This is a genomic window from Halobacillus litoralis (genome assembly GCF_020171725.1).
In the GTDB taxonomy this organism is placed as follows: Bacteria; Bacillota; Bacilli; order Bacillales; family Halobacillaceae; genus Halobacillus; species Halobacillus litoralis_F.
This window is the reverse complement of record NZ_JAIVAJ010000006.1, coordinates 218626-243557: the sequence shown is the minus strand read 5'-3', so window position 1 is coordinate 243557 and position 24932 is coordinate 218626. Positions and strand designations below refer to the sequence as shown.

21 protein-coding genes are annotated in these 24932 nt (G+C 45.8%); 6 read left to right on the top strand and 15 right to left on the bottom strand.

Annotation, left to right across the window (positions count from 1 at the left end):
* Positions 1-159: 159 nt before the first annotated feature.
* From LCM20_RS13185 to LCM20_RS13175, 3 genes are all read right to left on the bottom strand, one after another.
* Positions 160-1206, bottom strand: a complete 1047-nt coding sequence (locus LCM20_RS13185) for a glycosyltransferase family 4 protein (protein WP_225195943.1) — start codon at positions 1204-1206, stop codon at positions 160-162.
* A 243-nt stretch (positions 1207-1449) separates the two neighbouring features.
* Positions 1450-2661, bottom strand: coding sequence for an N-acetylmuramoyl-L-alanine amidase (locus LCM20_RS13180; protein WP_225195942.1), 1212 nt, complete (start codon positions 2659-2661; stop codon positions 1450-1452).
* 84 nt (positions 2662-2745) lie between these two features.
* Complete coding sequence (locus LCM20_RS13175; RefSeq protein ID WP_225195941.1) at positions 2746-3951, bottom strand: N-acetylmuramoyl-L-alanine amidase; 1206 nt, start codon at positions 3949-3951, stop codon at positions 2746-2748.
* 256 nt (positions 3952-4207) lie between these two features.
* Between LCM20_RS13175 and secA2 the strand changes: the two genes are divergently transcribed.
* Together secA2 and LCM20_RS13165 are read left to right on the top strand one after the other, a co-directional pair.
* Positions 4208-6592: an accessory Sec system translocase SecA2 gene (gene secA2 / locus LCM20_RS13170; protein WP_225195940.1), complete on the top strand. Its 2385-nt coding sequence runs from the start codon at positions 4208-4210 to the stop codon at positions 6590-6592.
* Complete coding sequence (locus LCM20_RS13165) at positions 6592-7500, top strand: accessory Sec system S-layer assembly protein (protein WP_225195939.1); 909 nt, start codon at positions 6592-6594, stop codon at positions 7498-7500. Before secA2 ends, LCM20_RS13165 begins: the two co-directional genes overlap by 1 nt.
* A 497-nt stretch (positions 7501-7997) precedes the next feature.
* Here LCM20_RS13165 and LCM20_RS13160 read toward each other — a convergent pair whose 3' ends face one another.
* From LCM20_RS13160 to LCM20_RS13115, 10 genes are all read right to left on the bottom strand, one after another.
* Positions 7998-8222: a hypothetical protein gene (locus tag LCM20_RS13160; protein ID WP_225195938.1), complete on the bottom strand. Its 225-nt coding sequence runs from the start codon at positions 8220-8222 to the stop codon at positions 7998-8000.
* A 147-nt stretch (positions 8223-8369) separates the two neighbouring features.
* A complete protein-coding gene (locus LCM20_RS13155) occupies positions 8370-10889 on the bottom strand; it encodes a phosphodiester glycosidase family protein (RefSeq protein WP_225195937.1) in 2520 nt (839 codons plus the stop codon).
* Between the two features lie 299 nt (positions 10890-11188).
* Complete coding sequence (locus LCM20_RS13150) at positions 11189-11458, bottom strand: hypothetical protein (RefSeq protein WP_225195936.1); 270 nt, start codon at positions 11456-11458, stop codon at positions 11189-11191.
* Positions 11459-11476: 18 nt separating this feature from the next.
* Complete coding sequence (locus LCM20_RS13145) at positions 11477-12109, bottom strand: hypothetical protein (protein WP_225195935.1); 633 nt, start codon at positions 12107-12109, stop codon at positions 11477-11479.
* Between the two features lie 211 nt (positions 12110-12320).
* On the bottom strand, positions 12321-12782 hold the full coding sequence (locus LCM20_RS13140) for an IDEAL domain-containing protein (RefSeq protein ID WP_225195934.1): 462 nt from the start codon (positions 12780-12782) through the stop codon (positions 12321-12323).
* A gap of 323 nt (positions 12783-13105) precedes the next feature.
* Complete coding sequence (locus LCM20_RS13135; protein ID WP_225195933.1) at positions 13106-14812, bottom strand: phospho-sugar mutase; 1707 nt, start codon at positions 14810-14812, stop codon at positions 13106-13108.
* 24 nt (positions 14813-14836) lie between these two features.
* Positions 14837-15796: a mannose-6-phosphate isomerase, class I gene (gene manA, locus LCM20_RS13130; RefSeq protein WP_225195932.1), complete on the bottom strand. Its 960-nt coding sequence runs from the start codon at positions 15794-15796 to the stop codon at positions 14837-14839.
* Positions 15797-16503: 707 nt separating this feature from the next.
* On the bottom strand, positions 16504-17907 hold the full coding sequence (locus tag LCM20_RS13125) for a sucrose-specific PTS transporter subunit IIBC (protein ID WP_225195931.1): 1404 nt from the start codon (positions 17905-17907) through the stop codon (positions 16504-16506).
* A 170-nt stretch (positions 17908-18077) separates the two neighbouring features.
* Positions 18078-19067: a LacI family DNA-binding transcriptional regulator gene (locus tag LCM20_RS13120; RefSeq protein WP_225195930.1), complete on the bottom strand. Its 990-nt coding sequence runs from the start codon at positions 19065-19067 to the stop codon at positions 18078-18080.
* A 248-nt stretch (positions 19068-19315) separates the two neighbouring features.
* Positions 19316-19561 carry a hypothetical protein gene (locus LCM20_RS13115; RefSeq protein WP_225195929.1) on the bottom strand — a complete coding sequence of 82 codons (246 nt, stop codon included), beginning with the start codon at positions 19559-19561 and terminating at the stop codon, positions 19316-19318.
* A 315-nt stretch (positions 19562-19876) separates the two neighbouring features.
* Here LCM20_RS13115 and LCM20_RS13110 point away from each other — a divergent pair, with 315 nt between their 5' ends.
* Genes LCM20_RS13110 through thrB form a run of 3 tightly spaced genes read left to right on the top strand, consistent with a single transcriptional unit; the run spans position 19877 to position 23137 of the window.
* A complete protein-coding gene (locus tag LCM20_RS13110; protein WP_225195928.1) occupies positions 19877-21172 on the top strand; it encodes a homoserine dehydrogenase in 1296 nt (431 codons plus the stop codon).
* Between the two features lies 1 nt (position 21173).
* Positions 21174-22229 (top strand): threonine synthase, encoded by a 1056-nt coding sequence (gene thrC, locus LCM20_RS13105; RefSeq protein WP_225195927.1) that lies wholly within the window; start codon positions 21174-21176, stop codon positions 22227-22229.
* On the top strand, positions 22226-23137 hold the full coding sequence (thrB, locus tag LCM20_RS13100) for a homoserine kinase (protein ID WP_225195926.1): 912 nt from the start codon (positions 22226-22228) through the stop codon (positions 23135-23137). The genes thrC and thrB overlap by 4 nt, the downstream gene beginning before the upstream one ends.
* A 44-nt stretch (positions 23138-23181) precedes the next feature.
* Here the strand turns inward: thrB and LCM20_RS13095 are convergent, their stop codons facing one another.
* On the bottom strand, positions 23182-23670 hold the full coding sequence (locus LCM20_RS13095; RefSeq protein ID WP_225195925.1) for a VanZ family protein: 489 nt from the start codon (positions 23668-23670) through the stop codon (positions 23182-23184).
* 165 nt (positions 23671-23835) lie between these two features.
* Between LCM20_RS13095 and LCM20_RS13090 the strand changes: the two genes are divergently transcribed.
* Positions 23836-24222: a hypothetical protein gene (locus LCM20_RS13090; RefSeq protein WP_225195924.1), complete on the top strand. Its 387-nt coding sequence runs from the start codon at positions 23836-23838 to the stop codon at positions 24220-24222.
* Positions 24223-24288: 66 nt separating this feature from the next.
* Here LCM20_RS13090 and LCM20_RS13085 read toward each other — a convergent pair whose 3' ends face one another.
* Positions 24289-24783 carry a sigma-70 family RNA polymerase sigma factor gene (locus LCM20_RS13085; RefSeq protein WP_225195923.1) on the bottom strand — a complete coding sequence of 165 codons (495 nt, stop codon included), beginning with the start codon at positions 24781-24783 and terminating at the stop codon, positions 24289-24291.
* Between the last annotated feature and the right edge of the window lie 149 nt (positions 24784-24932).

Sequence of the window (24932 nt, the reverse complement as noted above, 5' to 3'; positions counted from 1 at the left end):
ACCATTATATCGGTTCACTAGTGTCATTGAAATAGTCCTTTAGTTGATATCTCTCGAAATAGCGGGAAAAGTCGAATGCTCAAGATATTTCCGAGGAAATGACAGAGGTTCAAGCCATAAAAAAAGCCTCCCCAACGAATGCTGGGAAAGCTTTAGTGATTATCTGCGCGTGCGATAGTCTCGTATCAAATTCAAGATCGGTTTGTAATCCTTGCCGATCAGACCTGTCATTTCGACAATCAGTTCGACCATGATCAAGAGGAAGGCAATCACGAAGATTGCTCCGAACATTGTCGCTTTTGTGAAGATAACAGCTGCCAGACTAAATAGTGCAGCCATTGCGTAAATCATCAGAACCGTTTCCGGGTGCGTGTAGCCTAGGTTCAGCAGACAGTGGTGCAAGTGTGATTTGTCTGGTGCTGAGACCGGCTTTCTCTGAATGATTCGTCGAACGATCGCGAACAGCGTGTCCGAAATCGGTACACCTAGAATGATGACTGGAATAATGAAAGAGAATAGCGTGACGTTTTTAAACCCTAGCAAAGAGAGCACACTAATCATGAATCCTAAGAACAAGGATCCACTGTCTCCCATAAAGATTTTGGCCGGATAGAAGTTGTAAATTAAGAATCCGACGGTCGACCCAAGCATCATCAGCCCGGCAAAGACGACGAACACATTGCCCATCGTAATCGCCATTCCTGAAATGGTCAGAAGCGCGATGGATGATACTCCAGCCGCTAAACCGTCTAATCCGTCAATCAGGTTGATGGCATTGGTAATCCCGATGATCCAGATCAGCGTGATCGGGATGCTCAAATACCCGAAATCGATCTGTCCACCGAAAGGCAGGTTGATGAATTCGACAACGACACCGCCGCTTACAACGATTCCGGCAGCAAGAAACTGTCCGGCGAGCTTTAGTTTTGGCGAAAGCTCGATCAAGTCATCGAGTACCCCGGTGATGACGATGATCGTCGCACCGATCAGTACCGGCCACGTCAGCTCACTTCGTGGGAAGAATATAAGCATGGCCGCTGCAAAGCTTAAGAATATCGCTAAACCGCCAAGACGGGGCATGACGATTTTATGCACTTTTCGTTGATTGGGTTGATCTGTTGCCCCGATTTTAATGGCCAATTTCTTTACGATCGGCGTAATTAAAATGGAAGCGATAAAGCAGAACAACAAGGCCTTATATTCCATAAAGACCCTCCTCAGGTTTAGTATGTCCTCTCCGACTTCGATGTAAATCAGATAGTTTTTTCCATCTTCTCTGTATAAGTTTCTATTATTAGTGAAAGCTAATTCTAGATGATTATAGCATAAGTTTGCCTTTTGAATAAGATATTTTTCACTAATATTCGATTACCTTTTTATTAAAAAAGTTAAACATGATTAGAGGGTTTGCAACACTTTTGTAATATGACTTCGTAGAACGTTGTCTACTTACTTTATTTCAGCCAAGTAATAGTTCTTGATGCCCTCTGCGACTGCATCTGCATAGAGGTCACGATAATGGTCGGACAAAAGCTTCTCTGCATCGGCGGAATGTGTCAGGAATCCAAGTTCAACGAGTACGGAAGGTGTTGTCGTGTTTCGGATGACGTGGAAGTCGTTCCACGTGCCCGGCGTACTGACCTTCACACCACGGTCGTTGATCTTCGTTTTGGCAACGATCTGCTCGTGAATTTTCTCTGCAAGCAGACAGCCTTCTTCCTGGTTGGATGCCTTACCACCGTGACAGAACGTCTCTGTGCCGTTCGCACTGCTTCCAGGCAGCGCGTTCGTGTGGATACTGACGAACATGTCATAGAAGTTCTCATCAGCGAATTCTACACGTTCGGACAAAGCTAAGAACGAGTCATCTTCACGTGTCATAATGGAGTTCGCCCCCATTTCCTTCAAACGTTCGTGGATACGCTTTGAAACATCAAGATTGATTTCTTTTTCCTGACCGCCATTGGCTGTTGCACCAGGGTCGCCGTCACCGTGTCCTGGATCGATGATGATGATTTGATCCTGCAGGACGCCTCCTGTCATGGCGCGGAGCTTCATATACGTCTTATGCACATATGCCGGCTCTCCGTTGTACAGAATTTTAGCCCAGTAGCCGTCAAATCCGTAAATGTCGACACGGTCCCCTTCTTTGAAAGAACCGACCGAATCGGCTTCCTCACCTGGATACTGTCGAATATTCAGTGTATCAGATGTAACTGTTCCGTACGAAACGATATCGTCTCCAGGAGATGGTGGATCCAGGATCTCCCACTCGGTCTGGAACGTCTTCATATAACGGTCTTCCATCTCTTTGCCGGATTCAAAGGCAATGGTTTTCCCTACATAAAGTTTGTATGTATGGCCACCCTTATACCCTTCTTCAGGTGCAGGTACGACGATGACACGGCCGTCCTCTTTTACATAAGGATCTGGAATGTCTACATTGTTGCCTTCATTATCTTTGACTACGATGTTGGCATCCGTAATGCTGCTCTCTACAATCCTTACTCCTTCATTAAATGCAACTTCCCAATCTTTATGAACATCAATTTGATCCGCTTCCCCCATATTGACGTGTGTGACGGACGCCTGCGCCACGGATGGAACGAGAACTACGATTAAAAAGGCGATCAGCCCGAATATGTACTCTTTAAATGACATCATTTCCACTCCTATCCTTTATAGAATGCTTACTTGAAAAAAAGAGACCAGACAAATGGTATTCTGCCTGGTCTCTGATGGTTTTTATTGAACCGGTTCTTTGTAGTAGTTTTCAATCCCTGCAACGATTGCTTTAGCGAATAAATCACGATAATAGTTTGATGTTAATTTCTCTGCATCTCCACTATTTGTTAAGAATCCTAATTCAACAAGAACAGATGGTGTGTGAGTATTTCGAATGACGTGAAAGTCTCCGAAACCTCCGCGAGTCCCTTCATGAACGCCTCTGTCATACATCCCTACTGTTTTCACGATTTGCTCGTGTATCTTTTCAGCAAGTAAGCAACCTTCCTCTACATTTGAAGATTTATCGATGTAACAGAAGCTCTCTGTCCCTTTTGCACTAGAGAGATAAGCATTTGAGTGAATACTTACGAAGAGGTCTCCATTATGCTCATCAACAAATTCGGCACGCTCAGAAAGCTCTAAGAACGTGTCTGTTTCTCTTGTCATAATCGGATCTGCACCCTTTTCTTCCAGCAGTTTCTTCACTCTCTTAGATACGTCCAGGTTGACTTCTTTTTCTAAACCTCCATGACCGGAAGCTCCTCCATCATGGTCCCCATGACCCGGGTCAAGGATAATAATCTGGTCTTGAAGCACTCCACCCGTTGGGGCCCGTAACTTCATATATGTTTTGTGAACATAACCTGTTTCGCCTTTGTATTGAATTTCGGCCCAATAACCATCGAATCCATAAATCTCGACGCGGTCGCCTTCAACGAACGCACCCAGCTTTTCTGTACCTGAATCTGGACCTTTTCTTATATTTAAGGTATCAGAGGTTACGGTACCGAATGAAACGACATCTCCTTCAGGCACTTCAGGGGCAAGTACGTCCCTTTCCGTGTAGAAGGTCTTCATATAACGGTCCTGCATAGCAGCCCCTGATTCAAATTCAATTGATTTCCCAACGTAAAGCTTGTATTTCTCTCCACCTCTATAGCCATCTTCCGGAGCCGGAACAACGATTGTATTCTCGTCCTTCAGATAGGCTTCAGGGGTTTGAACGGTATCTCCATATTGATCCTTTACGACAATATTGACTTCCGAGAGACTGTCCTCCACGATTTCGACACCTTCATTAAAGTTGATATCCCAATCTTTATGTATGTCTACACCATCTTCTTCTCCCATATTAATATGGGTAACTTCGGCTTTCGCGACGGACGGAAACACAAGCATAACCAACAAACCGACAATTGCGACGAGTGACCTTCTTGTTGTCATTCACTTTATCCTCCTATTTCTAGTAATGCCACTGACTATCATCAATTTCCAATAGTATGCAATTTTCACTTCTCTTAGAATACCATGAGCCACACACGGATTTCTAGACGTTTTAGTAGATTTGGGCAAAAAGATAGGGGATTTTGTCAAGTAGAGACTCTCTACCTATTAAAACCTTCGCTCGTAGTCTAGTAACTTCACGCAAATTCATGATAAACTAATATTTGGTGATTACTACTTCAAGGAGCGTCAAAATATGATCGATTCAATGAAGAAAGTGTTCGGGGACAAAACCGAACGACAATTGAAGAAATATAGAAAATCCGTTGAGCAAATCAATCAATGGGAGTCAGAAATCGAACAGCTTTCGGACGATGCACTCCGTCAAAAAACGACGGAATTCAAGGAAAAACTGGCAGACGGAGCGACTGTTTCCGACATTCAGCATGAAGCCTTCGCGGTTGTGCGGGAAGCGTCGAAGCGTGTCATCGGTCTTCGCCATTTCGATGTCCAATTAATCGGAGGTCTTGTGCTTACAGAAGGGAACATCTCAGAGATGCCGACAGGTGAAGGTAAGACATTGGTCGCCTCTCTTCCTAGTTATTTACGAGCACTTGAAGGCAAAGGCGTTCATGTCATTACGGTGAACGAATACTTAGCCCGCCGTGACTTTGAGACCATTGGACCTATCCATGAATTTCTAGGGCTTGAAGTCGGACTGAACGTCCCTCAAATCAGCCCGGAAGAAAAGAAGCAGGCGTATCTGGCAGATATTACGTACGGAATCGGGAACGAATTCGGTTTTGACTTCCTGCGCGATAACATGGCGCAGCAGAAGAACCAACTCGTTCAACGCCCTTACCATTATGCCATCATCGATGAGATCGACAGTGTCCTGATCGATGAAGCCAAAACGCCGCTGATCATTGCAGGTAAGACAATGGCTAGTGCAAACCTACATAAAGTTTGTGCAAGACTCGGCCGTTCTTTTAAGGAAGAAGAAGATTATACATTCGATAAACAGACAAAAGGAGTCAGCTTAACAGAACAGGGCATGACCAAAGTGGAGCGCGCCTTCGGGATTCAAAACCTGTTCGACCTCGAGCACCAGACTCTTTACCACTACGTCATCCAAGCCGTACGCGCACACGTCATGTTCGAACGTGACGTCGACTATATCGTTCACGAAGGTCAAGTGAAGCTGATCGATATGTTCACGGGACGCATGATGGAAGGTCGTACGCTTTCAGACGGTCTTCACCAGGCCATCGAAGCGAAAGAAGGCCTCGAGATCACGGAGGAAAATAAAACACAGGCTTCGATTACGGTTCAGAACTACTTCCGTATGTATCCGGTCCTCTCCGGCATGACCGGTACCGCGAAGACGGAAGAGAAAGAGTTCCAGACGGTTTACGGGATGGACGTTGTCAAGATTCCAACCAACAAACCGATCGCCCGTGTCGACCACCCGGACAAAGTGTATATGACGAAAGAACAGAAATATAAAGCGATGGTTGATGAAGTCAAAGAAATTCACGCGACCGGCCAGCCGATTCTGATCGGAACGACGTCGATCCTCCAATCAGAAAAAGTGGCTGAATACTTGGATGAAGCAGGACTTGCCTATGAACTGTTGAATGCTAAGAGTGTCGAGCAGGAAGTCCGCCTCATCTCGTTAGCCGGTCAGAAAGATAACATTACCATCGCGACCAACATGGCAGGACGCGGAACCGACATTATGCTTGGTGAAGGCGTAGCGGAGCTCGGCGGGCTTCATGTCATCGGTACTGAGCGCCACGAGGCACGTCGTATCGATAACCAGCTGAAGGGACGTTCCGGACGTCAAGGCGATCCAGGTTCGACCCAGTTCATCATCTCCATTGATGACGATATGATGCACCGCTTCGCAGAGGACGAGGTGGAACGCAAGAAGAAGTCCATCAAGACGGACGAGAACGGCCTTATTTTAAACAAAGACTTGACCAAATTCATCGATACTGTTCAGAAAATCAGTGAAGGAAGCAACTACAACATCCGCGAATTCACGCTGAAGCTTGATGACGTGGTCAATGATCAACGTGAAGTGGTGTATGAGCTGCGTGATCGTCTGTTGAACGAAGATGACATCATCAGCATCGTTTCTCCAATGATTCCGAGCTACTTCGAACAGCTGATTGAGAAGTACTGTCCAGATACGGTCGTTCCAGAAGACTGGTCTCTTGGTCAATTGGAAACAGAATTCAACCGTGCCGCTCCGAGTGTGGAGACGCACCTGACGGAGAAGAAAATCGAAGACGTCGAGGACGTTCGGGAGTATGCGCAGAAAGTCGCGGAAGGCTATCAGGGTCAACTCGCTTCCTTCGAAGAGTACCGCATGTTGCAAAACCGCTTGAGACAAGCTGCTCTAGCCGTTCTGGATCAGCAGTACATTCGTCACTTAGAAATGATGAACCGATTGAAAGAAGGCGTCGGCATCAGACAGTATCAACAGGAAGACCCGCTCAGACTGTACCAGAACGATGGACTTGATGTATTCAACCATACGTATTTTGAAATGAAAAAAGGCATGATTCTTCAACTAGCCCGCTTCGTTCAAGCGATCTATAAGCGAAAAGACCGAAAAGCGAAGGAGAGTCAGTAATGTTTAACCTATTCAAACGTAAACGAACAGAAGAAAAAAATACGAATCCTTCCAACGATTCAACCGTATCGGCATCCGAACTCTTCGAAGGTGAAGAGTCCACGGGTTCCGATGAGCTCGTAGAGACAGAACTTTCTCTGCATCCGGATTGGAAGATTGCCGAAGAGGAAACGTACGTCTATCAATTTATGAACAACGACAATCCCCCGCTCAAGCCGGGACAGATCTCCCTTGCCGGATATGAGATGAAAAAGCTCGATCCAGAGCTTGCCATCGGTGCGTTCGTTCGTAACTCTTTAGATAAAAAGATCTCGTTCCAACAGACAAGCCTGCTGCTCGTCAGCGAAAACGGCCAGAAACTGGCACGCAAGGAATTCGATTTATCGAAGCTCGGAGAACTCCCAGCTCAATCAAGCCGTCCGCACGCTTTCATTTTCAACAAAAATGATTTGCTCGTGCCACTTGAAGAGCTTCCGACAGAAGGCTGGAGACTTGCTTTCGAACTGCGCAAGACGCCTCGCAAGCACTCGCTGGACTTGGCTGAGAGCTGGCAGAAGTCGATGGCTGAAGATGACATTTCGAAGCTTGAGCAGTTCGTCGATAACTTGAACGCCCCGAAGTCCGGAGAAGTTAATTTCATGGGAGTTAAAATCCTTGAGTCCGACGAAGGCAACCTCCACTTAACGATGCTGATCCGAAACGGCAGTGAGAAAAACCTGAACCTGCAGCAGCTTCCGCTCCAAGTCGAGGACGCAAATGGAGACATCATCGCCAAAGGCGGCTTCAAGCTGAACGACTTCGAGGTCAAAGCCAACACAAGTAAACCATGGACGTTCATTTTCCCGAAAGACATGGTATTGAAAGAAGACTATGATTTGAGTCAGTGGAAAGCTTACCCGATTCAATAGAATAATCTGATGTTAAAAGAGTGAAGGACTTTAGATGCCTTCACTCTTTTTTTGGTAGAAATGAAGGATTGGGACAGAGAAGGCCTCGTTGGCGCTGGGGCAGTCCTATTTAAATAGATATGGGACTGTGTACTGTTTGAGTGATGCGATGCCTGTCCCATTTAGAGATTTATGGGACTATGAACTGCTCGTGTGATGCGATGCCTGTCCCATTTAAAGTTTTATGGGACTATGAACTGCTGGAGTGATGCGACGCCTGTCCCATTAAGAGATTTATGGGACTATGAACTGCCGGAGTGATGCGACGCCTGTCCCATTTAAAGTTTTATGGGACTATGAGCTACTCGTGTGATGCGACGCATGTCCCATTTAGAGATTTATAGGACTGATAAGCTATGATTCGCGAGTCATCTGTCCCGAATAGATAATCGATGATCGGAAACAAAGACAGGAAACAAAAAAAACGCCTAGAGCGCCGCCCTAAACGTTTTTGTATCTTATGATTTTTTCTCGTACTGCTGCTCTAAATTATTCTTAAGTATATCATATACACTCACGCTGTACCCGTTGGCACTTTTCTCAGCCTGCTCCAGCTGGTGTAAGAAGAAATTTGATGCTAAAGAGACGAATGCGCTTTTGCTTACGCCTAGCTCTTCCGTCTTATTCCCCAATTTATGATATAAGTCTTCTTCAAGACGTACACTCATTTGTTTTTTCTTCATGACTCCTTAACCTCCCCACTATATCATAAGTTTTTCTAATCATGTTGTAAAGTGCCTGAATAGAACGAAAGGCGCAGGGAGAAGGCTTTCTCCCCACTTATCCTCCTCAGAAGAGGCGCACCTCATCAGGTACGCCTCTTCTTTCTTTTATCTCGTCATGAATCTCATTGTACGGGACTCTTTTAATTCCAATCCATAGGCTGATTCGAGCTTATCTGTTACGACAAGTTCAAACAAGTGATCCTTCAGGAAATCTCCGCTCTCTGCTGAAATGTAAGCTACCCGCTTCGTAGCGTTCAAATCAACTGTTACAGGTACTTTATTCCCCAGATGGTTCGTTACATAAATGTTCTCGTTCGTAAACGAATCTTCATCCATGCGTGTATTGAAGGTTACTTCCCACGTCTTATTCGTCGGATAGATGTCGTATTCAGGTAAGTTCATCGCCTCTACATCATCTTTCGAATCATCATAGAAGGCTTTTAACTGATCCAGGAATAATACGTTTTTATCTTTCTCAGACTCTGTCGTTTCTGCGATATAGATCTGATCCAGTTTCAACGGAAGAGCGGCTGCGTCTGGTAGTTTCGCTTCGACGTATTTCCAGCCTTTCCAGTTCAACTGATCCTCTTCGGTCAAGTTCACTGCGTAACTGTTTCCTTCACCGTCTACAATTCTGGCACGTAGCCAGTGGTCAGCGTCATCGCCATACACCCACAAGCCAAGGTGATTCGGTTTACCAGGGATGTCGATGCCTCCGTCCGGAACGGCATACGTTGCGGATGTTCCAGCTCCTCCCGTACGGAAGTTGTAATCAAGTCTTAAGGAAGAACTTCCTTCTGCAATCGGCTCAAAGCCTTGAGCTCCGCGAACTTGGCCCCAAGAACGAACAGTGCTTACAGACCAGTCACCCGCGTTATCGAAGTCAGAGAGAACGACCGTATCGCCACCTACCTGTACGTCTGCTGAAACAGACTGACCATTGATGGTTGCCGTAATACTTCCTGTTGTCTCTTCGCTGCCTGTTGTAAGCGTTCCGTTATCATTCATCGTTCCGACTGAAGCATCTGCGGACCATTTCACTGCATTTTCTGGTAAAATGATCGGGTTTCCGTCTGCGTCTGCTGCCTCGAACGTAAAGGTCTGCTTCGTATCAGTTCCGATTTGAAGATCTCCTGGTGCAATATCAAAACGATCGATTTCATCCACAACGGTAATGTCGCGTTTTTCAACAGCATCCTCATATTCTGCTACAATTTGCCCTGTTCCAGCCTGCTCTGCAACGAAGGTTGTCCCTTCCATACGGCCGACATTGCCTTCTACAGACCACTCGATATCATCGGCGTCGACGTCTTCCAAGTACGTAAAGTACTCATCCAGCACGTAGCTCAGCCCGACGTTCACTTCAGCTCCCTCTAGAAGCTGACCTTGTTTTTCTTTATAAAAGCTGATTTCACTAGCACGTTCATCCGGATTCTGAATCACCGCCATCAAGCTTGTTGATATCCGTCGTTCGCTTCCATCAGAAGGCCTGTTCATGACAGAAGGATAGATGTACGCCTTTTTACGCGCAACCATCGAAGTTGATCCCCCGCCATCGAGATTGACAGCATTATAGACTCCGAGACTTTGAAGGTAACGGGCAAAATCATCGAGTCTCATTCCGTCCGCTACACTATTCCGTCCATCTACTGTGACAAAATACACTTTACTTCCATCAGCATTCGTACCTACTGCTGTGTGAGGCTGCGGCATCGTCACTTTCGGGCTGTTTAGATCGATGGTCAAATCGACCTTCCCGTTTTGAAGAAGCATAGGACCACTTGCCAGCATGAACTCTGAATCATCCCAAGGGTCATCGACATCAATCTTCAGTTCAATTGAATCTCCAGGCTGCACATCCTGATATCGGCTGGCCAATTGACCGCCACCAAATGATAGAACGAATCCATCATCAGGAATCTCTGCCCAATCTTTGTTTCCGTAACTTCTTTTCGCTTTCACCGTACCGGAAATCGTATCGCCGAAGCTCATTTCTCCGCCGTCGACCGTCTTATCTACACCTGTCACGACGACTTCATAGCCATACGGATTTGTTTTCGTAAATTCTTTTCCGTAGGAGCTTGTGTACAGGATGATTTCCCCGTCACCGCGAGATGTATTTACGGAGTCGACTTTCTGAGTATCTCCATCATGAGTAAACTCCATATCCAATTCGTATGTACCCGTCATCGCATCTCCGTTTTCATTCATTCCGAAAGCCGCAGGTGTGTACATGAAATCATTCGACTGTTGAGAAACGGCTCCCATCGTGATGATTCGCTGACCTTTCGACACCATATAAGCGGGTTTCTGGGTCAAAAAGTGGAAGAACGATCCGTTAATGCCTCCGACAACACGGTTCCCTTCTCCACTCACCGCCTGCGCCTGACTGCTCAAGGTACCGAGCCTCGGATAAGGTGTCGGCAGACCTAATTGAACGGTCGTATTTTGTTCAGAAACATCGATTTCCATGACATCCGCCATTTGTTCGATGCTGCCACTATTCTGCTGTTGCTTTTTATATGTAACTGTTGGGGCCGGCTGAAACGAATCTATCGTATCCAATTCATATGTGGCCGCCTTCGCTCCCGTTGACATACCTGCAAATACCATTCCAAAAGCCAAAAAAGATGCAAAAGACTTTTTGATGTTTTTCTTTTTGATGATCATTTGTTCCTCCCCAAGTTGTTAAAAATTCACTCATACTTTAATAGTATAAAACATTTCTATGTGGAAATTTAGAGAAAATAGTAGGATATTGGCATTTTTTCTCTATTCTCTTAATCATACATTCCCATATTTTATCAAAACGTAACCTTGTTTAACAGACTTTATGTGTTTTAGCCATAAAAGGCTGTGCGAGAGGCTAAAAAACCCCACAGAAAAACCCCTCCTGCCGCAGCAAGAGGGGTGAAAAATTCGAATTAATGTTCAACTGAAACAGATTTCGGTTCGATTCGTCCTGCTAAAATCGCCTCATCTGAGAACAACAAAGGAAGTTGAAGAATGCGGTAGTCTTCCTGCTTTTCGTTGTACGTAAAAGCAAAACGCTTCTCGCCTTCTTCCGTATCGATGACAAGTTCAAGATCATGACGATCTTTCTCTCCGATTTGTGATGCGTCGATTTTCAACGCTTTCGCTACGCCTGCCACGTCTTTTAGTACGGGCTGTTTGTCTTTCACTACTGCTGTCATTCCTGAAATCCTCCTACATTATGAATTAACGAAAACTTCAGCCTGCTGAAGCTTCGCTACTTCGATGCCTTTAATCTGAATGTTTCGGAAAGCATCTCTCTCTTTATCATACGTTAAATCAATGGTTTGTCCATCCGCAACCATATAAATATTTGCTGAAGCTGAAGCTTGTGGGATGTTGCCCAGCTTAATTTCTGCTGCAGCTACACCTTGGATGACGTTTACTGCATTTCCTTTCACTTCTGTAAACGTGTATTTAGAAGCCTGCTGCTTCTCTTCCTCTGAACGAGGCGTACCGTTCACACCCTTATCCTCTGCTGCAGAAGCCGTCGTTCCGCTTGTACCGGATCCGTCACTACCTTCTGTTGAAGCATCCCCTTCAGAGGTTGTGCTTCCTTCTGAGGAGCCTTTATTTTCAGAGGATGATGTCCCTTCACCGTTTGAGGCAGAGGAGTCACCAGACTCTTGATCTTGATCTTCATTTTCGTTATCTTCCGTTGCTGTATCCTGATCCTTTGACGCATTCTCCTTATTTACTTCTTCCTGGTCAGAAGTTTCGAGACTACTGGCATCTTTCACTTCGTCACCTGAACAAGCCGCGAGCACAGCGACAAGCAGCCCCAGCATAATGATAAGTAAGTTACGTTTCAAATTCTCTTCCTCCTTGATGCTTCATTCTATCGACAAGTATAGCATGAGAAGGGCTTTCAATTAAAATAATTTCTTAATATTTACAGAAAATAAGCATGAAGAAGGAATCTATGAAACAAATGTAAAAGCATCAGGTCTATCGTCTCACCTGAGTGTATTTTCAGAATCACAAAAAGCCTCGTGATGACCACAAGGCTTTTAACGTTGTTCTTTAAGAATGTGAGGACTGTTCTCTATCGAGCTTATTCCACAGCTTCGTTAACTGTGCGAACGCTTCACGGTCGTCCTCATCAATGGCACGGTCAATCAATCGACGGAGGTTTTCCTTTTCAAGCTCTTGAATGAGTTCGTTCGCTTCGTTCATATTCCCCTGCCCTTCTAGTTGCTCATCATCATCGTAGTAAGGAGACACGATGGAATCCAAATGTGTAATGAATTCCGGCAGCGCCAAAAGGTCAGCTACAGAAACATACACGATCTTCTTCCCTCGTTGAAATACGAAAATATCAAATACGTTATGAACCCGTTTTCGATTGCGGTCAATGATAATTTCTCTCGACTCCATCGGCACGAATTGATACAACTCTTGATCAATAAATAATGAAAAGTACTGGTAGGCTAGCACCACTCGAATAAAACGTTTATCTTCTTTAACGTAGTACGGTTTTAACATCTTTATATTCAGCAAATGGCCCACCCTTTCATTAAATCTGAATTTTCAGTATTTTATTCTATTATCGCTGATTTGGTAACGAATTGAAAGCCCTTTTTCTCAAAAACGGGCGCCCGTTTTTCCAGAATTCCCACCATGAAGGATGTGAGGGCGGATAAATTTGTTTACAGCTTTTCCCTTTATGCTATTCCCCAAAACATGAATGAGTGCTCGTTCCTTTAAACCGCTGAAGCAAAGTAAACAAATCAAGCTCATCACTCAAATGCCCTTCCATTCATTGAAAAAGAAAAAAGACTCCAGCGCATTACGCTGGAGTCTTTCGGTTAAATCAATACATGAAGACGCTCATTGACCGTTGTCTTCAACGATTCAATCAATTCTTCACTGGCTTTTTTCGAGTCCGTCTTCACACCAAAATAGAACTTGATCTTCGGCTCTGTACCAGACGGACGCAGGCAGAACCAGCAGTCATCTTCAAGAATGAACTTCAGCACGTTTGATGTCGGTAGATCGATTTCCTCCGTACGTCCATCTTGAATATAGCGGCGGGTCGTTGCACTGTAATCCTCTACAGCGAGCACCTTTTTGCCGCCGACTTCTGTAATGTCCGCTCCGCGGAAATCATCCATGATCTTATCAATCGTATCCGCACCCGATTTTCCTTCAAGCTTCACAGAAAGAAGATCTTCAAGGAAGAATCCGTGCTTCTCATACAATCCGTTCAGCGCATCAAGCAGTGTCTTGCCTTGGTTCTTCCAATAAGCTCCGACCTCCGCGATCAATACAGCCGCCTGTACCGCGTCTTTATCACGGGCGAAGTCCTTCACTAAGTAGCCGTAGCTCTCTTCATAACCGAACAGGAAGCTGTACTCGCCGGTTTCTTCATATTCACGGATTTTTTCACCAATGAATTTGAAGCCTGTCAGCGTGTCCAGCGTTTTCGTATTGTGAGCATCCGCAATGACACGTCCGAATTCTGACGTCACGATCGTCTTGATCATCAGACCGTTGTCAGGAAGGTCCGGCGTATGCTCGAGGATGTAATCAAGCATTAACGCACCTGTCTGGTTTCCTGTCAGCACGACATACTCGCCGTCTTCATTCGGCACCGCAGCACCCATACGGTCCGCGTCAGGGTCTGTCGCCAGCAACAAGTCCGCGCCGATCGCTTTCCCTTGATCGATCGCCACCGCAAACGCCTGGTGCTCCTCAGGGTTCGGTGATTCCACTGTTGAGAATTCCGGGTCAGGCGTAGCCTGCTCTTCGACCACATGAACCGAAGAGAAGCCACTCTGCTTCAATCCCTTCTCCACAAGGTCGCGCGCCGTGCCGTGCAGTGGCGTGAATACGAGCGAAATATCCTTGTCAATCTCAGGCTGAATCGTCACTGTCTTCAATTTTTCCAAATAGGCCTGATCGATCTCTTCATCAATCCAGTTCAACAAGCCGGACTTCTCAATCTCCTCTTGATCCGCGACCTCTACATTCAGCTCGTCCTCCACTTTGTTAACAAAATTGATCATGGACGACGCTTGTTTAGGTGGTAACTGCCCGCCATCTTCGTTGTAGGCCTTGAATCCGTTGTATTCCGGAGGGTTGTGGCTGGCTGTCACAACGACTCCTGCAGCTGTCTGAAGGTGACGGACCGCAAATGACAGCTCCGGCGTCGGTCTCAGTGATGTGAACACGTAAGACGGAATGCCATGTGCTCCGAGAACTTTTGCCGTCTCTACGGCGAACTCCTTCGACATGTAACGGGAGTCATACGCAATCGCGACTCCACGCTTTGAAAGACCTTGGTCATTCACATACGTCGCAAGCCCTTCTGCTGCTTTTCGAATCGTGTAGATGTTCATGCGGTTCGTCCCGGGTCCGAGCTTACCGCGCATTCCTCCCGTTCCGAATTCCAAGTCTTTATAAAAAGCGTCTTCTAAAGACTGTTCATCCTGCTCGATCTCACGAAGTTCTTCCGATAACTTCCCATCTAAGCTCGTAAACGCTTTCCATCTTTCAAATTCCTTCTTCCACATGTACATCACTCCTGTTCGTTGTAGTTAGGCTTTATTTGAATGAGAGACAGTCAGTTTCGCTTGTCCCTTCAAGGTAAATGAATCCATGGTTGCCGGGATAATAAAATGGTCGCCTTTTTGGAAGGTGTACGTTTCTCCACCTGTCTCAAGCGTCCCTTCTCCTTCAAGCACACTCATCAACTGATACGTCGCTGCATTCAGCTCCTTACTCGTACCATCCAATGTCCAGTGGTAAACAGAGAAGTAAGACTCTTCGATTAAGGTCTCTTTCTTAAGCCCTGCTTCCAGCGTATGCTTGCGGTCAACTGCCGGGTCTTCATGAGGGATATTCGTCACTTCAATCGATTTCTCTAAGTGCAGCTCACGCTTCTTCCCGTCATTCCCGACACGATCATAATCGTACACCCGATACGTAATGTCCGAGCTCTGCTGGGTCTCCAAAATTTGAATTCCAGCACCGATGGCATGAATCGTCCCGCTCGGTACGTAGAAGAAGTCCCCGGGTTGCACGGAAATCGTGCGTAAAAGGTTCCCCCATTCTCCATTCTCCACCATTCGCTCGAATTCCTGTTTATTTTTGGCATGATGGCCAAAAATAATTTCAGCACCCGGCTCACAGTCGATGACGTACCAACACTCCGTCTTCCCGTAATTCTCATCCTCCACTTCACGTGCATATGTATCATCAGGGTGGACTTGGACAGAAAGATCCTTCTTCGAGTCGAGAATTTTCACAAGGAGCGGAAACTCTTCTCCCTGCTCATTCGCAAACAACGCGCGATGCTCATCCCACGCCTCTCTCAACGTTCTGCCTTCCAAAGGACCATTCTGAATGACATTCGGACCATTCGCGTGACCCGAAATGCACCACGCCTCACCCGTCTCGTCAGATGGAATCGAATAGCCGAAAATCTCCTTCAGTTTCGTTCCGCCCCACAGCCTTTCTTTCAATTCTGGTTGCAAAAACATCGGTTCTTTATACATAGCTCGCCCCTTCTTTCTACGGTGTATTCTTACATAAATTGTATCACATTTCAGCCTTCATATTAGCCTTTTATTCGATAATCTTTCACTCTATTTATGTAGTAAATCGTCGAGAGAACTCCCCTCTCAACCATTTCACCACTCCTTCCTTACAAAAACCCCCTGACAACAACCATCCCGACGATTTTCCGTCGATATTTCCCTCAAAACAGATGAGACCATTGTTCTCACGACCATTTCCAAGTCATCCCCATACTCATTACTCCAGTACATCCAGAACTTTTTTGTGAGGCAAAAAAAGAAAGCCACCCCAAATGCCCTTCTCTGAGTGTTGAAATCTATTATCGATATATGCTGGATAAAAAATCCATGTTAAATGTTTGCACATATGATGGTTTAGAACTCTATTGTAGTAAGGTTCTGTATCCACTGTTATCGCAAAGTGGGGTGGAAAATGATGAGACTCCTGTGGGAAAACAGGTCAGGTGAGACCCCTGAGTGACCGCAGGGAGTGAGGAGAGCAAAAGGATCAAGGATGTTCGAACTAAAACCGCCACGTCGTGTGGCAACGTCGAACGACCCAACGTCCTGTCGGGCCACGGAAAGCGAATTATTTTCCACCCCACTGTACTCTCAGGTTCAGTACAGAACCTTAATCAAAAACCTAAAAAGGACCACTTTCAACAAGTGGCCCTCTTTTCTAGCTATTATTTTCTTTCAAGCATTTTGTCGTTGTAACCAAACGCCCATGTCAGACCGAACGCCACACCAATCGCAATTACGTTTGCGATGATATAAAGCGGAAGCCCTGTGATCGGGTCAAGGTAAAGCAATAGACCAGGAATAACGGTGATCGCCATACCCGATGCCGTCAGGTTCATAAGCGCTGCAGCGAATCCTCCAGCTGCTCCTCCGATCAGACCCATAACGAACGGGCGAACGTAACGAAGGTTTACACCAAAGATCGCAGGCTCTGTAATCCCTAGGAAAGCGGATAGAGCAGATGGTAGTGCCAATGCTTTCATTTTCTTCGCTTTTGTTTTCAAACCTACAGCAAGCGCTGCACCACCCTGAGCGGCGATGGCTGCTGTAATCAGTGGGTTGAACGGGTTTTCGTTCAGACGCTCAAGCAATTGAATCTCAAGCAGGTTGAAGATGTGGTGAACACCTGTGATTACGATCACTTGGTGTAGTCCACCTACGATTAGACCACTCAGTCCAAACGGTAGATCCAATACCCATAGAGTAGCAGAGAAGATGCCGTTCTCAACGATATGGAAAATTGGTCCAATGACGAATAGTGCGAGCGTGATCATGATTAAAAGAACTAGGAACGGAGTCAAAATCAGATCCAGCGATTCCGGAACCCGCTTGCGTAATCCTTTTTCAAGCTTCGCCCCGACAATACCTGCAATAAAGGCTGGTAGTACAGAACCTTGATAACCAATAACCGGGATGAATCCAAGGAACATGATTGGTTCTACTTCACCGCCAGCTGCGGCCCAAGCATTTGGAAGAGATGGCGATACGAGCATTAGTCCAAGGACTATACCGAGTATCGGACTTCCTCCGAATACCTTAAAGGTTGACCAGGCGACGAGTGCCGGTAAGAAGATAAAGGCTGTGTCCGTCAAGACCTGTGTGAATAGAAGGAAGTTTTCCGAAATGTCCTCAGGTCCTAAACCAAACAGTGACAAGATTTCAGGCTGTGTGACAAGACCTCGAAGACCCATGAACAGCCCCGTTGCAACAAGTGCCGGGATGATTGGAACAAAGACGTCACCAAAGGTACGGATCCAGCGTTGGAAGACGTTCCCTTGCTGCTTAGTCTCCTCCTTCATTTCTGATTTAGTAGACCCTTCTACATCAAGTTTCATAACTTCTTCGTACATTTTATTGACTGTACCTGTACCGAAAATGACTTGAAGCTGTCCAGAGTTGTAGAACGCTCCTTTTACCTTTTCAATATCTTCGATTGCAGGAATATCTGCCTTCTCTTTGTCATGAAGCATGATACGAAGACGTGTAGCACAGTGGGCTACTGAAGAAATGTTGTCGACGCCCCCAGCTGCTTCAATGACCTGTTTTGCAATAGTTGAATTATCAGCCATTGTTTCATTCTCCTTTCGAATTCTATGTTTCACATGTAATCGATTACACATTGCATAAAAAAATCACGCATTGAAAATAATAAAGTAATATACTAGAAGAATAGCAACAAAAAATTTACCTCTTATGATTCAATGTGTGAACGATTACATGATTACGCTTTCACATGTGACTATACACTATTTCTTGAAATGAGTCTATAGGTGAGCTCGAATTTTTCTTCGATTTTTTCATTTTTAAGTTTTCTCATCAATAAGTGGGCCGCTTTCTTTCCGGCTTCCGCATTATGATAGTCAATCGTTGTAAGAGACGGTGTCACATACTTGGACATCGCAGAAGCACCGATGCCTACGACAGCCATATCTTCTGGAATTCTATAACCTTGTTCTTTTAAATATTCCATCGCTCCGATTGCCATACGGTCTGTTACAGCAAATAATGCCGTCGGCTCGTTGCCTTTGCTTCGTTTTAAAATCGACTTCATTTGCTCATAACCGGATTCAATGCTGAAGTCTCCTTCCCCGACCCAGCTTTCCTGCACTTCAAGTCCGCTCTGCTCCATCTTATCCCTGTATGCCTGCTCTCGTAATCCGCCAACAGACGGGTCCTCTTTTGTGACACCGATAAAAGCTACTCTTTCATGCCCTTTCTGGATAATCATGTTGGTCAAATCCGCTGCCGCATGGTAGTCATCGTAAACCAAAGATGGGACACCTGGAAGCTCCTGACCGATGGCAAGCACAGGAATCTCTACGTCCTTGATGGCCTTGATCAGCTGTTCGTTCACATTTGTAGCTAAAAGAATAATTCCATCTACATGCCGGCTCTTCAACAAGCGAATGTAGTCAATCTCCTTCTGCTTATCAAGCTCCGTATCCGTCAATAGAATCTGGAAGCCTTCCTTAGCCAGCTCTTCATTAATGCCTGCCACCACACGCGTTGATGTCTCGGTACTTAAGCGCGGAAGAATGATCCCAATGACTCCCGACCGCTTTGTGCGAAGGGATTTAGCTGACTGACTCGGCATATATCCGGTTTCTTCTACGATTTTCATTATTCGTTTTCTTGCGTCTTCACTGACATATCCACTATTATTCAGAGCTCTCGAAACCGTGGTTCGAGATACTTCGGCTAGTTTTGCAATATCATTGATGGTTGTCATACACTTTCATCCTCCATGGAATCGTTTACACCATCCATAGTAGTGGAAAATTTTTAGGATGTCCAGAGTCACAAAAAAAGTAAGAATATTTGGAAGGGCGACTCGAACATAAGATGTGGGGTTAATAGAAGTCTAAACGTAGTGATGTTCATACAGAGTGTTAGGGTCATAAGGGGTCCAAAATCTCAAGCCAGCGTTCCATAGACAACTTGCCAGATTAAAGAGGCTGCCGTCCTTCCAAATGGTCTTTACTCTTCTTCTCCGCAGATAGCAGCAATAATCTTTTGTCGAATATGGTTGTACACTTTTGTTTTCATTTCATTTTTCGGAAGATCTGAATGAATGATGTCCTCCACCTGGTAGACCCCTTCTCTCCCTATTTCAAGAAATTCTTCCTTTTTTCCAACTACCGTTAAATCCGTAATGATGGACTCGATATCTTTCTCGTATTCTTTCAGTGGGCCAGACAATGGACCAACAGGTGCCTTCAGCATCGTTTCACCCCCTCCTAAAGTACTAGTATAGTTTTATAATAATTGGAATTCCAATAAATAGTCAAGTAGTAATTTTTTGCTACCTATTACACTTTTAATCACTTATAACATTCAAAAAACACCTTTCTTCATAACAACTTTGAGTTTTATCGTTATTTTTCTTAAAAAAATTGGAAAATCCACCTTTTCATTTTTTCTAACTAATTTTAATATAAAATTAATTCAGACATTACCTTGTAAGTATGGAATCTTTTCGTTACAATGTCCTTTATATATAGAAAAATGTTTCTATCAAGTGGACAAGGAGTGTGAACGATGCAACAAACAATAACAGTGGGACTACTAGGATTAGGTACGGTTGGGAGCGGGGTCATTGAAATCCTTCGCGACCACCAGGAACGGATTCAACACAAAACAGGGTGCGCGGTCACGATCAAGTCAGCTCTCGTAAGCGACTTATCCAAGCCGAGAGACCTCCATGGCTCTGAGACAACCCTGACAGACCGTGCGGAGGATATTACGCGCGACCCTGAAATTGATGTCGTTGTAGAAGTTATGGGTGGTATCGATCACACGTTAACCATATTATTAGAAGCCATTGAGCACGGAAAACACATCGTAACGGCAAACAAGGATCTGATTGCCCAGCACGGTGCTGAATTATATGAAGCAAGCCGGAAACACCAGACGGATCTTTATTATGAAGCAAGTGTTGCCGGAGGTATTCCCATCATACGCTCTATTATGGACGGCTTAGCCTCTGACCGCATTTCGAAAATGATGGGAATCGTGAACGGAACGACAAACTATATCATGACCAAAATGGCTCAGGAAGGCGTAGACTTCGATTCTGTCTTAAAAGAAGCTCAGGATCTCGGATTCGCAGAAGCGGATCCGACAGCGGATGTTGATGGATTGGATGCCGCTCGTAAAATGTCCATCCTGGCAACGCTCGGATTCTCCATGCCGTTTCAATTAGAAGATGTAGAAGTAAAAGGAATCAGAGGCATTTCCCTAGAAGATATACGATATGCAGAAGAACTCGGTTACCGCGTCAAACTGATTGGTGTTGCGGAGCATGACGAATCAGGCGTTTCCGTCAGCGTCGAACCTTCCCTTCTGCCAATCCATCACCCGTTGTCTTCTGTAAATGATGAATTCAATGCTGTGTACGTTTACGGAGATGCCGTTGGAGAAACGATGTTCTACGGTCCTGGTGCTGGTAAACTGCCAACCGCAACAGCCGTCGTCTCCGACTTAATTGCTGTGCTCAAAAACATCCGTCTCGGAACAACAGGAACGGCCAACGTCCAGCCGCAATTCCCGAATCAGCTTAAGGCGAAAAATGAAAAGCAGACGAAGAAGTACATCCGCCTGCAGGTCGTCGACGAGCCTGGTGTGCTGAACGACATTACGCACATCTTCAGTGAGTATGGCGTATCATTCGACCAAGTGATTCAGCGGTCGACCGAACAGCCCGATTCCCGTGAACTCATGTTGATGACCCATCTTGTCAGCGACGAAGATATTGAAAAAGCCAAACAAGACCTCGAGCAGTTGCCATCCGTCCAAGCGATCAACTGCATTTATCGAGTCGAAGGAGGAAATTAATATGTGGCAAGGCCTACTACACCGATATGAAGCGTATCTTCCGGTGACTGAAAAAACGCCGGCCCTGACCCTTCATGAAGGAAACACACCGCTCCTACCGATTCCGACTCTTTCCAAGGAGCTTGGTATTGAGGGCTATGTCAAAATAGAAGGAGCCAACCCGACAGGCTCTTTCAAAGACCGGGGCATGGTGATGGCCATGGCTAAAGCGATTGAAGAAGGTTCGAAAGCGGTTATTTGTGCTTCAACAGGGAATACGTCTGCTTCCGCCGCAGCCTTCGCCGCACGCGCCGGTCTCAGATGCATCGTCGTCATTCCAGACGGCAAAATCGCTCAAGGGAAATTAGCACAGGCCGTCATGTACGGCGCTGAGATCTTTGCCATCAAAGGCAACTTCGACCAAGCCCTGCAGATGGTTCGTGATATTGCCGAAAAGGAACCAATCACACTCGTAAACTCCGTTAACCCGTACAGAATTGAAGGACAGAAGACGGCAGCCTTCGAAGTGTGCGACGCCCTTGGCGAAGCGCCGGATGTCCTTTCCATCCCAGTAGGAAACGCCGGTAACATTACGGCTTATTGGAAAGGATTTAAAGAGTATCATGAGAAAAACGGATTCGCCCTGCCGAAAATGATGGGCTTTGAAGCAAGCGGATCGGCCGCTATCGTACGCAACCAAATCATCGAAGATCCGGAAACGCTCGCCACAGCCATTCGGATCGGAAACCCAGCAAGCTGGGATAAAGCCGTTCGTGCGAAAGAAGAGTCAAACGGCCTGATCGACGAAGTAACGGACGAAGAAATTGTGGAAGCCTACCAGCTTCTCGCACAAAAAGAAGGGGTCTTCGCTGAACCAGCTTCTTGTGCTTCCATTGCCGGCATGATCAAGAAGGTGAAAAGCGGTGAAATTCCTCAAGGGGCGAAAGTGGTTCACGTCCTGACAGGTAACGGATTGAAGGACCCGAACACAGCGATCGATACAAGTCCCGTGAAACCGACTGTCATCGAGAACGACATCGAAGAGTTCAAATCAGCGTTATCCGGAGTCACTACATGAAGCCGTTCCGTATCCACATCCCGGCCACCTCAGCGAACTTAGGGCCGGGATTCGACTCGATTGGAATCGCCTTAAACAAATACGTCACCCTCGACTGTGAACCATCAGACGAGTGGCACTTCATCGTTCCAGAACGTGACCAAGCGTATATTCCTTCTGGAAAAGAGAACCTGATTTACAAATCGGCGCTCTACACGGCGCAGTCCCAAGGTCACCATACTTTGCCGGCTGGCAAGGTCACGCTGCACAACGACGTCCCGATCGCACGCGGCCTTGGCAGTTCATCCACGGCCGTCGTCGGAGGCATCGAGCTTGCCAACCACCTACTCGATTTACACCTTTCTTCTTTTGAAAAATTGAAGATTGCCTGCGACATCGAAGGTCATCCGGATAATGTCGCCCCTGCGATTTATGGTGGGATTATGATCTCCACGTATGACGGAGAAGAATTGGATTATGTGCGGTTATCAAGTGGACTGGAGTCGCTCACTTGGCTTGCGGTTGTCCCGGATTATCATCTCGAAACGGAGAAAGCACGCCAGCTCCTACCGAGTGAACTGCCTTATAAAGACGCGGTCCATGCAAGCGGAAAAGCTAACGTCCTGGTCGCGGCCCTTGCAGAGCAGAACTGGGCATTGGCCGGTAAAATGATGATGCGCGACCAATGGCACCAGCCATACCGGAAGCAGCTCATCCCCGGGTTCGACGAAGTTCACGAGACGGTCGAAGATGCAGGAGCGCTCGGCCTCTATTTAAGCGGCGCCGGTCCTACAATGGTCGCCCTGTTCGACGGTGTCCAGGACTCCGTTCTCGATTCAGTCAAAGAACAACTGTCCGACTACACCTTGTTCGTCCTCCAAGCGGACCTGCGAGGCGTCTATACAGAACCTTCTATGGTTTCGAACTAAAACAAGCACGCCCCACATATGAGGGCGTGCTTGTTTGCTTGGAGTTATTGATGGTTCCTCCTCTGATGGACGCCCCAAATGATCAGACCCGCACAAGGGGCACCTGCAGCATCCAGAAAGACATCTCCTATGTAAGGCGTCCTGTTCGGCGTCAGTGACTGATGATACTCATCAAAGCCCGCATAAGCCACCGTCAATTCGAATGACAGGCCCCACCTCTTCCAGAACGACCAGCCCCACACTTTAGCAATCGATAAGTAAGTAACGAGCATCAACGCAAAATAGATGACGAAATGAGCTCCTTTACGGATGAAAAATTCGATGAATCCCGCTGCCCCGTGTGTCTCTACGCTGATTACTCCACCACGATACGGAAATTCAATCCCTTCCAAATACTCCTTCGCAAAATCGAGTGGAATGTACTCATTCAAAGACGGACGAAGGTCCTGCTCATGATAGGGCTGGGAGGAGAACAAAAAAATAATTCCCATAATTAAAATTGGACCGATAAAATATAGCCATTTATTACGCATTTCCTTTACACTTCCTGCTATATCAATGATTTTAGTATACTATTATTTTACATTACACACACAAATAAACAATAATGCAATAAAAAAAATGTTTATGAAATACTATTAAACTTCTTTCTTTTTGTATACAATGTTAGTAGATAATAGAAAGAAGGGGATATAGACATGGCTAAAAAAAGCAAGCAGTATGACTACGATCTTGAAGAAGTAAAACGACTGATAGGGGAAACGGATAAGAACTATAGAGAAATATCCGCAGAAACAGGTTGCCCTTATGCAAGCGTTGTTTATCACGGCCGTAAAATCAGAGGACGTGTAAACCGCTCCCATAAGTTCGATGCGATGGAGCAGACGACTCCAAATCCAGCCCCTATCCAAATGCCGGCTTCATTAGAAAACAACATAGAACAATCACCGGAAACTTCCGGCACAACGCTCAGCATTTCAAGGAAAGAGGTCTCCATTGAAAATGCTACAGCAGAAGCTGAAAAGATGATTCAGGCTGCAAGAGCGTTAGGCTTGAGTAAAGTGAACATAACCGTAGAAAAGTAAGGTGTGACTTGCGCATGGATTGACTACCCATGCGCTTTTTTTTTGTGGAAAAATAGGTGAGGGTCATTACAGTTCGAGGGTAAGGTTCGCTTTTAATTTGTTCCTGGCATGTCGGCCCCAGTTCTTCACAGCATCCTTGGAGACCTCTTCAAGCGCTGCGATCTGTTCGATGGAATAGTCCCGGATGATAAAATATTGAACCCACTTCCATTGATTGTCGGACAACAGACTTTTGACTTGGATCCACAAGTCATCGTCCACTAAGGAATCCTCCATGACGTACGTCTCCTCAACCACGACCTTACGCAGGTAGAGTTCCTCTTTCTCCTGACTCCTTCCTTGTTTTCTTAAATAATCGACTAAAGCGTTTCTGATTTTCCAATTGGCATAAGTCGAGAAGGAGCTTTTCTCTTGGTCGTATGTAAGGTAGGCCTGCCACAAGGCAACCTGCCCTTCTGCAAAGAACTCACCAGTAGCATCATAGATATTCAATTTGTGAATGTGATAATGAATTCTCTCGATGTTGGTTGATAGAATGTCTTCGAACGTTTCCTGATTCATGGAATGAACCACCTTCCTAATTTTTATCCCTTCACTCTTATAATCGTTAAAAACGACCATTTGGGTGTCACCTTTTTACGAAAAAATCCATTTTTGATGAAAAAAGTATTCAAAAATTGAATTTTCGCCTAGGAAAACTTCCTTTTTTG